Annotated in this window: 7 protein-coding genes and 1 tRNA gene; all 8 read left to right on the top strand. The window is 67.4% G+C overall.

Annotation, left to right across the window (positions count from 1 at the left end; translation table 11 throughout):
• Positions 1-7: 7 nt before the first annotated feature.
• The 8 genes from rpoC to K0H49_RS09570 all read left to right on the top strand — a co-directional run bounded on the left by rpoC (position 8) and on the right by K0H49_RS09570 (position 10,892).
• Positions 8-4,249 carry a DNA-directed RNA polymerase subunit beta' gene (gene rpoC, locus K0H49_RS09605; RefSeq protein WP_219211513.1) on the top strand — a complete coding sequence of 1,414 codons (4,242 nt, stop codon included), beginning with the start codon at positions 8-10 and terminating at the stop codon, positions 4,247-4,249.
• Positions 4,250-4,383: 134 nt separating this feature from the next.
• The gene (locus tag K0H49_RS09600; protein WP_374122329.1) at positions 4,384-5,007 is read left to right on the top strand and encodes a lema family protein; all 624 of its coding nucleotides are present in this window, start codon (positions 4,384-4,386) and stop codon (positions 5,005-5,007) included.
• 83 nt (positions 5,008-5,090) lie between these two features.
• A complete protein-coding gene (gene rsmB / locus K0H49_RS09595) occupies positions 5,091-6,446 on the top strand; it encodes a 16S rRNA (cytosine(967)-C(5))-methyltransferase RsmB (RefSeq protein WP_219211502.1) in 1,356 nt (451 codons plus the stop codon).
• Positions 6,447-6,495: 49 nt separating this feature from the next.
• A complete protein-coding gene (locus tag K0H49_RS09590; protein WP_374122354.1) occupies positions 6,496-7,083 on the top strand; it encodes a DUF4390 domain-containing protein in 588 nt (195 codons plus the stop codon).
• Entirely contained in the window at positions 7,080-9,410 is a 2,331-nt protein-coding gene (locus K0H49_RS09585) for a sensor histidine kinase (protein WP_219211496.1), read from the top strand. The genes K0H49_RS09590 and K0H49_RS09585 overlap by 4 nt, the downstream gene beginning before the upstream one ends.
• Positions 9,411-9,489: 79 nt before the next feature.
• On the top strand, positions 9,490-10,194 hold the full coding sequence (locus tag K0H49_RS09580; RefSeq protein ID WP_219211494.1) for a response regulator: 705 nt from the start codon (positions 9,490-9,492) through the stop codon (positions 10,192-10,194).
• Positions 10,195-10,211: 17 nt separating this feature from the next.
• A tRNA-Phe gene (locus tag K0H49_RS09575) sits at positions 10,212-10,287 on the top strand.
• A 305-nt stretch (positions 10,288-10,592) separates the two neighbouring features.
• Positions 10,593-10,892, top strand: coding sequence for a hypothetical protein (locus tag K0H49_RS09570; RefSeq protein ID WP_219211493.1), 300 nt, complete (start codon positions 10,593-10,595; stop codon positions 10,890-10,892).
• The last annotated feature ends 8 nt before the right edge of the window (positions 10,893-10,900 follow it).

Raw genomic sequence — 10,900 nt, 5'->3', positions numbered from 1 at the left:
GAATCACATGAAGTCTTTACTCGACCTGTTCAAGCAATTCACGCCCGATGAGCATTTCGATGCCATCAAGATCGGCATGGCTTCGCCCGAGAAGATCCGTTCGTGGTCTTTCGGCGAGGTGAAGAAGCCCGAGACGATCAACTACCGCACCTTCAAGCCCGAACGCGACGGCCTGTTCTGCGCCAAGATCTTCGGCCCCATCAAGGACTACGAGTGCCTGTGCGGCAAGTACAAGCGCCTCAAGCACCGCGGCGTGATCTGCGAGAAGTGCGGCGTTGAAGTCACGCAGACCAAGGTGCGTCGCGAGCGCATGGGTCACATCGACCTGGCCGCGCCCTGCGCCCACATCTGGTTCCTGAAGTCGCTGCCGTCGCGTCTGGGCCTGGTGCTCGACATGACGCTGCGCGACATCGAACGCGTGCTGTACTTTGAAGCGTACGTGGTGACCGACCCCGGCATGACCCCGCTGAAGAAGTTCAGCATCATGTCCGAGGACGACTACGACACGAAGCGCAAGGAATTCGGTGACGAATTCATCGCCAAGATGGGCGCCGAAGGCATTCGCGACCTGCTCGAAGGCATCGAACTCGACAGCGAGATCGAACGCCTGCGTGGCGACCTGACCGGTTCCGAAGTCAAGGTCAAGAAGAACTCCAAGCGCCTCAAGGTGCTGGAAGCCTTCCGCAAGTCGGGCATCAAGCCCCAGTGGATGGTGCTCGAAGTGCTGCCCGTGCTGCCGCCGGACCTGCGTCCGCTGGTGCCGCTGGACGGCGGCCGCTTCGCGACCTCCGACCTGAACGACCTGTACCGCCGCGTCATCAACCGCAACTCGCGTCTGCGCCGCCTGCTGGAGCTCAAGGCGCCGGAAATCATCGCGCGCAACGAAAAGCGGATGCTGCAGGAAGCGGTCGACTCGCTGCTGGACAACGGCCGTCGCGGCAAGGCCATGACGGGCGCCAACAAGCGTGCACTGAAGTCGCTGGCCGACATGATCAAGGGCAAGAGCGGTCGTTTCCGCCAGAACTTGCTGGGCAAGCGCGTGGACTACTCGGGCCGTTCGGTCATCGTGGTGGGCCCGACGCTCAAGCTGCACCAGTGCGGCCTGCCGAAGCTGATGGCGCTCGAACTGTTCAAGCCCTTCATCTTCTCGCGCCTCGAAGCCATGGGCATCGCGACCACGATCAAGGCTGCCAAGAAGGAAGTCGAATCGGGCACGCCGGTGGTCTGGGACATCCTGGAAGAGGTGATCAAAGAGCACCCGGTCATGCTCAACCGTGCGCCTACGCTGCACCGTCTGGGCATCCAGGCCTTCGAACCCATCCTGATCGAAGGCAAGGCGATCCAGCTGCACCCGCTGGTCTGCGCCGCCTTCAACGCCGACTTCGACGGCGACCAGATGGCCGTCCACGTGCCGCTGTCGGTGGAAGCACAGATGGAAGCCCGCACGCTGATGCTGGCCTCCAACAACGTGCTGTTCCCGGCTTCGGGCGAACCGTCGATCGTTCCTTCGCAGGACGTGGTGCTGGGTCTGTACTACACGACCCGCGACCGCATCAACGGCAAGGGCGAGGGCCTGATCTTCTCCGACATCGGCGAAGTCCAGCGCGCGCTCGACGCCAACGAAGTCGAACTCACCGCCAAGGTGGCGGTGCGCATCACGGAGTACACCAAGGACAAGGAAACCGGCGTCTTCACGCCGTCGACCTCGCTCGTGGACACCACCGTGGGTCGCGCGCTGCTGTCCGAGATCCTGCCCAAGGGCCTGCCGTTCTCGAACATCAACAAGGCGCTGAAGAAGAAGGAAATCTCCAAGCTCATCAACGTCTCGTTCCGCAAGTGCGGTCTGAAAGAGACCGTGGTGTTCGCCGACAAGCTGCTGCAGAACGGCTTCCGTCTCGCGACCAAGGCCGGCATCTCGATCGCCATCGGCGACATGCTGGTGCCCGCTGAAAAGCACGGCATCATCGAGCGCTCGGCCAAGGAAGTGAAGGAGATCGAACAGCAGTACGTCTCCGGTCTCGTGACCTCCGGCGAGCGCTACAACAAGGTGGTGGACATCTGGGGCAAGGCCGGCGACGAAGTGTCGAAGGTCATGATGTCCAAGCTGTCGAAGGAACGCGTCATCGACCGTCACGGCAAGGACGTCGAGCAGGAGTCCTTCAACTCCATCTACATGATGGCCGACTCGGGTGCGCGCGGTTCCGCCGCGCAGATCCGCCAGGTGGCCGGCATGCGGGGCCTGATGGCCAAGCCCGACGGCTCCATCATCGAGACGCCCATCACCGCGAACTTCCGCGAAGGTCTGAACGTGCTGGAGTACTTCATCTCCACCCACGGTGCCCGCAAGGGTCTGGCCGACACCGCGCTGAAGACCGCGAACTCGGGTTACCTGACGCGTCGTCTGGTCGACGTGACCCAGGACTTGGTCGTGATCGAGCAGGACTGCGGCACGCACGGCGGCTACCTGATGCGCGCCATCGTCGAAGGCGGTGAAGTCATCGAATCGCTGCGCGACCGAATCCTCGGCCGCTCGGCAGCCGACGACGTGCTGCACCCGGAAAACCGTTCGGTGCTGCTCAAGGCCGGCGAGATGTTCGACGAGGACAACATCGAAGAGCTCGAGGCGCAAGGCGTCGACGAGGTCAAGGTGCGCACCGCGCTGACCTGCGAAACGCGTTTCGGCATCTGCGCCACCTGCTACGGCCGGGATCTGGGCCGCGGCGGCCTGATCAACATCGGCGAAGCGGTCGGTGTGATCGCTGCGCAGTCGATCGGTGAACCCGGCACGCAGCTGACGATGCGTACCTTCCACATCGGTGGTGCCGCTTCGCGCGCTGCCGTCGCTTCGAGCGTGGAAGCCAAGTCGAACGGTTCGATCGGCTTCAACGCCACGATGCGCTACGTGACCAACAGCAAGAGCGAGCTGGTCGTGATTTCGCGTTCGGGCGAGATCATCATCCATGACGAGCACGGCCGCGAGCGCGAACGCCACAAGGTGCCTTACGGCGCCATCCTGGCGGTCAAGGCGGACCAGCAGGTCAAGGCCGGTCTGATCCTGGCCAACTGGGATCCGCTGACGCGTCCCATCATCACCGAGTTCGCGGGCAAGGCCTTGTTCGAGAACGTCGAGGAAGGCCTCACCGTGGCCAAGCAGGTCGACGAAGTGACCGGCCTGTCCACGCTGGTGGTGATCGATCCGAAGCGCCGCGGCGCTGCCAAGATCGTTCGCCCGCAGGTCAAGCTGATCGACGCCCAAGGCCAGGAAGTGAAGATCCCGGGCACCGATCACTCGGTGACCATCGGCTTCCCCATCGGCTCGCTGGTGCAGATCCGCGACGGCCAGGACGTGGGCCCCGGTGAAGTGCTAGCCCGTATCCCGGTCGAAGGCCAGAAGACGCGCGACATCACCGGCGGTCTGCCGCGTGTGGCCGAGCTGTTCGAAGCCCGTTCGCCGAAGGACAAGGGCATGCTGGCCGAGATGACCGGTACCGTGTCGTTCGGCAAGGAGACCAAGGGCAAGCTGCGCCTGCAGATCACCGATCCGGAAGGCGGCGTCTACGAAGAGCTCGTGCCGAAGGAAAAGAACATCCTGGTGCACGAAGGCCAGGTGGTGAACAAGGGCGAGTCGGTGGTCGACGGTCCGGCGGATCCGCAGGACATCCTGCGCCTGCTGGGTTCGGAAGAGCTGGCGCGCTACATCGTCGACGAAGTGCAGGACGTGTACCGCCTGCAAGGCGTGAAGATCAACGACAAGCACATCGAGGTGATCGTTCGCCAGATGCTGCGTCGCGTCGTGGTCGACAACATCGGCGACACCACCTACATCTCCGGTGAACAGGTCGAACGCAGCGAAATGCTCAACACCAACGACGCCCTGCGCGCCGAAGGCAAGATCCCCGCGACGTTCACCAACCTGCTGCTGGGTATCACCAAGGCATCGCTGTCGACCGACTCGTTCATCTCCGCTGCATCGTTCCAGGAAACGACGCGCGTGCTGACCGAAGCCGCGATCATGGGCAAGCGCGACGAGCTGCGCGGCCTGAAGGAAAACGTGATCGTGGGTCGCCTGATCCCCGCCGGCACCGGCATGGCCTACCACCAGGCCCGCCGCGCCAAGGACCAGATGGACGAGGCCGAGCGCCGCGCCATCGCCGAGTCCGAAGCGGCTGAACTGGCCGGCAACGGCTCGGACGAAGCGACGACGGCCACGGCCACGGTCGATGCCGGCGAAGGCAGCGCCACCGAGTAAACGGCGGCTTCCTCCTCGGCCATGAACGGCCCCCTGCGCCCTCCTGCCCCTTTGCGGCCGGGGGGCGTTTTTTCATTCGAGCGACCTGCTCCCGGCATGCCGGGGCAGGGCGCTCTTTTTTGTGCCTGCAGACCGTGCTGAGTCGTCTCCCGCCCCTGCTGCCCTACTGGATCGGCGCGGCCATCCTGCTGTTCTGGTTCGTCGGAGCCTACAACCGGCTGGTGCGGCTGCGATCGGCCGCCCTGCAGGCCTACGCCACGCTCGACGCAGCCTTGCTGCGCCAGCTCGACTTCGTGCAGTCGCAGGTACAGGCGCAGGCGCTGAAGGACGAGGCGGGCGCCGCGTCGCCCGCCGTGGCATCGCTGCGCGCGAGCACGCTGCAGCTGACGACCCTGCTGGCCGCCACCCGGCTGCGTCCGCTCGACCCGGCCGCCATGGCGGCGCTCGACACGGCGCTGCACGTGATGCTGACCGGCTGGCAGCGGCTCTATCCCGATGCGGTCAACAGCTTCGAGGTCGACGGCACCCTGTCGCGGCGGCTGCCCTTGCCCGATGCATCGTCCGGGCCGGATGCGACCCCGCCCCCGACCGCGCAGGCCGAGCCCGCCGTGGCCTGGCCCGAACCCTCGGCCACGGCCGAGATCGCGCGCCATCAGTTCAACCTCGCCGTGCAGCACTACAACAGCGCCGTCGGGCAGTTTCCGGCGCTGCTGGTGGCGTGGGTCATGCAGCTGCGCCGGGCGGCCGCCATGAAGTAGCCGACCGGCTTTCTCGGCCCCCGCCGACCTGTTTGCCGCCTTGCGGCATTTCTTTCTTCCGCCCCGTTGTTACCATCCACCGCTTGTCAGACCTCTCCGAACCCACCCTCTCGCCGCCGCTCTGGCGGCAACTCCAGCTGACCGCCCAGGCGCTGGCTTCCATTCGCGCCGGCACCTCGGGCTCGATCGCTTTCGAGCTCGTCGAACCGGCGCTGCGGCCGGGCGTCCAGTCGCTGGGCTTTCAGGTCCTGCGGCGGCTGGGCCGCGCCGAGGCGCTGCGCCGCCACCTGGCCAAGCGCACGCCGCCGCCGCCGGCCGATGCGCTGCTGTGCACCGCGCTGGCGCTGGCCTGGGACCCCGTGTCTTCGCCCTACGAGCCCTTCACGCTGGTCGACCAGGCGGTCGAGGCCGCCAAGCGCAACCCCACGACGCGTGCCCAGGCCAGCTTCATCAACGCCTGCCTGCGCCGCTTCCTGCGAGAGCGCGACGAACTGGTTGCCGCCACCGAGCACGAGCCGGTCGCGCAATGGAACCATCCGCGCTGGTGGATCGAGCGCCTCAAGCGCGACCATCCGCGCGAATGGCAACGCGTGCTCGCCGCCGACAACCAGCAGGCGCCGATGACGCTGCGGGTCAATCGCCGGAAGACCTCGGTCGCCTCCTATCTGCTGGCTTTGCGGCACGACGGCCAGCAGGGCTGGCCCGTCGGCGACGACGGCGTGCAACTGGCGCAGGCCCGGCCCGTGCTGCAGTTGCCCGGTTTCGCCGCCGGCGAGGTGTCGGTGCAGGATGCCGCGGCCCAGCTGGCCGCCGCGCTGCTGCTCGACGGGCTGCCCGCGGGCAAGCCCGGGGCCGCGCCGCTGCGCGTGCTCGACGCCTGTGCGGCCCCGGGCGGCAAGACAGCGCATCTGCTCGAACGCGCGGGTCAGACCGCGATCGAGGTGACGGCGCTGGAAGTCGATGCGGTGCGCAGCCGTCGCATCGACGAGACCCTGGCCCGGCTCGATCTGCAGGCCCAGGTGGTGGTGGCCGATGCCGGCCGGCCGGCCCAGTGGTGGGATGGCCAGCCCTACGACGCGATCCTGCTCGACGCACCCTGCACGGCCTCGGGCATCGTGCGGCGCCACCCCGACGTGCGCTGGCTGCGCCGCGAGAGCGACACCCCCCAGCTCGCGCAGCAGCAGGCCATGCTGCTGGCCGCGCTCTGGCCGCTGGTCCGCCCCGGCGGGCGCCTGCTCTATTGCACCTGCTCGGTCTTCCGGGAAGAGGGCTCCTATCAGATCGAGGCGTTTCTTGCGCACAACACCGACGCCCGATTGCTGCCCTCCCCGGGTCATTTGCTGCCCCAAGGCGGCGGCAATGGGCGTGGCGTCCCGGACAATCCGCTGGGTGATCACGACGGTTTCTTCTACGCCCTGCTCGAAAAGCCCGCCCGCTGAACGGCGCGGTGCGGCCGCGGCATGGGCGCCGGGTGGCTGGTCGTGGTTGTTGCTGGGGTGTCTGCTGTGGCTGTGCAGCCTCTGGTCCGTCCCGGCGGCGGCACAGCAGCATGGCGCCTCGGTCACCCAGATGCGCCTCGAGCAAGGCGACGACGGCATCTATCTCAGTGCCGCCGTGCAGTTCGAGCTGCCGACCCTGGTCGAGGACGTGCTCCTCAAGGGCATTGCGGTGCATTTCGTGGCCGAAGCTGAGCTCTATCGCGAGCGCTGGTACTGGACCGATCGCAAGGTCGCACAGGTCTCGCGCTACATGCGCCTGGCCTACCAGCCCCTGACGCGGCGCTGGCGGCTCAACGTGGCGCCGGTGCCGATCAGTGGCAATGCGGGCTTCGGCGTCTCGCTCAACCAGAACTTCGACTCGCTGGACGAGGCGCTCGATGCCGTCAAGCGCATCGGCCGACTGCGGCTGGGCGATGCAGGCGAGATCGGCGATGAGGTCTCGCATCCGGTGGTGTTCCGCTTCCGGCTCGACACCTCGCAATTGCCGCGGCCGTTCCAGATCGGCGTGGTCGGCCTGTCCGAATGGGACATCACGGCCGAACGCAGTGCGCGGCTGAGCGTGGACAAGGCGCGATGACCGCCCTCGACCCGCGCGCCGCCGCGGCCGCCAAGGCGGCCGGCCGTGCGCGGGCCGTGCGCTGGGCGGTCGGCGTGATCGCCGCGCTGGTCACGGCCATGGGCCTGGTGCTGATGTTCCTGCTGGCGGTAGCCACCAACAACCGCGCGCTCTACGAACAGAACTACGCCCGCCTCTTCGGCATCAACGTGGTGGTCGCGACGCTGCTGATGCTGGTGATCGGCTGGGTCGCGTTCCGGCTGGTGCGGCGGCTGCGCCAGGGCAAGTTCGGCAGCCGGCTGCTGATCAAGCTGGCGGCCATCTTCGCGCTGGTCGGTGTGGTGCCTGGCGTGCTGGTGTATTTCGTGTCCTACCAGTTCGTCTCGCGCTCGATCGAGAGCTGGTTCGACGTCAAGGTCGAGGGCGCGCTCGATGCCGGCCTGAACCTGGGGCGCGCCACGCTCGATTCGCTGGCCGCCGACCTCGCGACCAAGACCCGCGCCGCCAGCAGCCAGCTGGCCGACGTGCCCGACACCAGCGCCGGCCTGCAGCTCGAGCGCATGCGCGACCAGCTGGGCGCCAGCGACGTGGTGCTCTGGACCGGGTCCGGGCAGCTGATCGCGGGCGCCGGCGCCTCGCGCTTCCAGCTCAACCCCGAGCGGCCCACGCCGCAGCAGTTTCGCCAGGTGCGCGCCGACCGCGTGATCTCGCACATCGAGGGCCTGGACGAGGTGCAGTCCCAGACCACCGGGCCGCCCGTGGCGCCGGCCAGCGTGCGGGCGCTGGCGCTGGTGCAGCGCCCCGGCTTCGACTTCGACACCGACCCCCGCTTCCTGCAGGTCACGCAGCCGCTGCCGCCCGCGGTGGTCGCCAATGCGCTGGCCGTGCAGGAGGCCAACCGCGAGTACCAGGAGCGCTCGCTGGCGCGCGAGGGCCTGCGCCGCATGTACATCGGCACGCTCACGCTGTGCCTGTTCCTGGCCGTGTTCGGCGCGGTGCTGCTGGCGGTGCTGTTCGGCAACGGGCTCGCGCGGCCGCTGCTGGTGCTGGCCGACGGCGTGCGCCAGGTGGCGGGCGGCGACCTGCGACCCACCACGGTGCTGCAGGGCAAGGACGAGCTGGGCGGGCTCACGCGCTCGTTCGCCGTCATGACCCAGCAGCTCGCCGATGCGCGCGCGGCCGTCGAGCAGACGGTGGGCGAGCTCGACGCCGCACGCGGCAACCTGCAGACCATCCTCGACAACCTGACCTCCGGCGTGATCGTGCTCGACCAGGTGGGCACCGTGCTGTCGACCAACCCCGGCGCCACCCGCGTGCTGCGCGCGCCGCTGGCGGCCTACGAAGGCCAGCCGCTGCGCGACGTGCCCGGCCTGGGCACCTTCGCGCACAACGTGCAGCAGCAGTTCGACGACTTCGAGGTCGAGCGCGCCCAGCATGGCCTCGACCACTGGCAGCATGCCTTCGAACTGCATGCCAACAACTTCGGCATGGGGCAGGACGCGATCAACATTGTCGCGCGTGGCGCGGAGCTGCCGGGCGCCGCGCGGCTGCTGGTGTTCGACGACATCTCCGAGATCGTTTCGGCCCAGCGCGCGCAGGCCTGGGGCGAGGTCGCGCGCCGGCTGGCGCACGAGATCAAGAACCCGCTCACGCCGATCCAGCTGTCGGCCGAGCGGCTGGAGATGAAGCTGGCCGGCAAGGTCGCACCGCCCGAGCAGGCCATCCTGACCAAGTCGGTCAAGACCATCGTCGACCAGGTCGATGCCATGAAGCGCCTCGTCAACGAGTTCCGCGACTACGCGCGCCTGCCGGCGGCCGACCTCAAGCCGGTCGACCTGAACGCGCTGGTCGGCGACGTGCTCCAGCTCTATGTGGCCGAGAACGCGCCGATCGCCTTGCGCAGCGAACTGGACGAGCGCTGCCCGCCGATCCGCGGCGATGCGCAGCAGATCCGGCAGGTGATTCACAACCTGTTGCAAAACGCCCAGGACGCCGCCGAGACCGCGGCCGCCGGCACCGGGCGGGCCGGCGAGGTGGTCATCCGCACGCGGCTGGGGGACTCGGGCCAGCGGGTGCGGCTCACCGTGCAGGACAGCGGCCCCGGCTTTGCGGAGAACATCCTCAAGCGGGCCTTCGAGCCCTACGTCACGACCAAGGCCCGGGGCACCGGACTGGGCCTGGCCGTGGTCAAGAAGATCGCCGACGAGCACGGCGCGCGGATCGAGCTTTCCAACCGCACGGTCGACGGGGCTGTGGCCGGCGCGCAAGTCTCGTTATCATTCGCGTTGGCAGGCGAGCCGCGCATAGCGGCCGCTCACACCGAAGAATCGAAACCATCCATCGTCTGAGGCCTGCAGCAGCGCATGGATGGTCCGGCCGACGGACCCGTCTCATACGCGGACAACGCAGCAGCAGCAGCAAGGACTCATGGCAAACATCCTCGTGGTCGACGACGAGCTGGGCATCCGGGACCTGCTCTTTGAAATTCTCAATGACGAGGGCCACCACGTGGAGCTCGCCGAGAACGCCGCCGAGGCGCGTGCCGCCCGGCAGCGCGCGCGGCCCGACCTGGTGTTGCTCGACATCTGGATGCCCGACACCGACGGCGTCACCCTGCTCAAGGAGTGGTCCACCGCGGGCCTGCTGAGCATGCCGGTGATCATGATGAGCGGGCACGCCACCATCGACACGGCGGTCGACGCCACGCGCATCGGCGCCTTCGCCTTCCTCGAGAAGCCGATCACCATGCAGAAGCTGCTCAAGGCCGTGGAGCAGGGCCTGGCGCGCGAGAGCGCGCGCCGTGCGGCCGCCAGCGTGGTGCCGGTGACCAGCGGCTTCGCCGCCGCCGTCGTCACGACCACGGGGGAGGGCGCGCTGATGCCCAGCCCCCACAACGTGGTGACGGCCGTGGTCGACCCGGGCCCGCAATCGCGCCAGAGCTTCGACCTCGACCGCCCGCTGCGCGATGCGCGCGACGGCTTCGAGAAGGCCTACTTCGAGTTCCATCTCGCGATGGAGAACGGCTCGATGACCCGCGTGGCCGAGAAGACCGGCCTCGAACGCACGCATCTTTATAGAAAACTCAAGCAATTGGGCGTCGACTTGTCGAGAGGCCGCAGAAGCGCTGTATAATCGCAGGCTGCACACATGGCCCGGTAGCTCAGTTGGTAGAGCAGCGGATTGAAAATCCGCGTGTCGTTGGTTCGATTCCGACCCAGGCCACCATATTCCAGTCTCTGACGGTTTCAGAGAGTCTCAAGCCCCAAGCTACGAACAGTACTTGGGGCTTTTTGCTTTGGTTCACCGAACGCGCAGGCACCACGAAGCCGGCGGTGCTGACGGCGACGCCATCGCTGGAGACTTCATGGCCGCAGTCGGCCTGCGGGTTCGCTCGGCCCCTTCGAGATGGCCGGTCTGGCGGCGGCATCCCATGGATGTGTGAGGCATCGGTGATCTGCGCGCAAACCCTCGCGACAGAATCCCTGTGTGCCGCGAGACTCCCTTGCCCGATCCTGGGCGAGGAGAACGCCATGAAGAAAACATCCGCATTGCTTGCCGCCGCCGTCCTCTGCATCGGAGCGGCGTCGGCCCCGGCGCAGGCCAAGGGAGGCGGCGGTGGCCGCAGTTCGGGCACCCACGGCAGTGCCCATTCGTACAACAGCGGCTCGTCGGGCGGAAGCCATTCGGTCAGCGGCTACACCAAGAGCAATGGCGCCTATGTGGCGCCCAGCCACGCGAAGAACCCGAACGACACGAAGTCGGACAACTGGTCGACCAAGGGCAACGTGAACCCTTACACCGGCAAGGAAGGCACCAAGTCTCCGAACTAGGAGGCGCG

Origin of the sequence: Variovorax boronicumulans, from assembly GCF_019352895.1 — a bacterium.
GTDB lineage: Bacteria > Pseudomonadota > Gammaproteobacteria > Burkholderiales > Burkholderiaceae_C > Variovorax > Variovorax boronicumulans_A.
The sequence above is the reverse complement of the archived record's forward strand: the minus strand, read 5'-3'. Positions and strand labels throughout refer to the sequence as shown.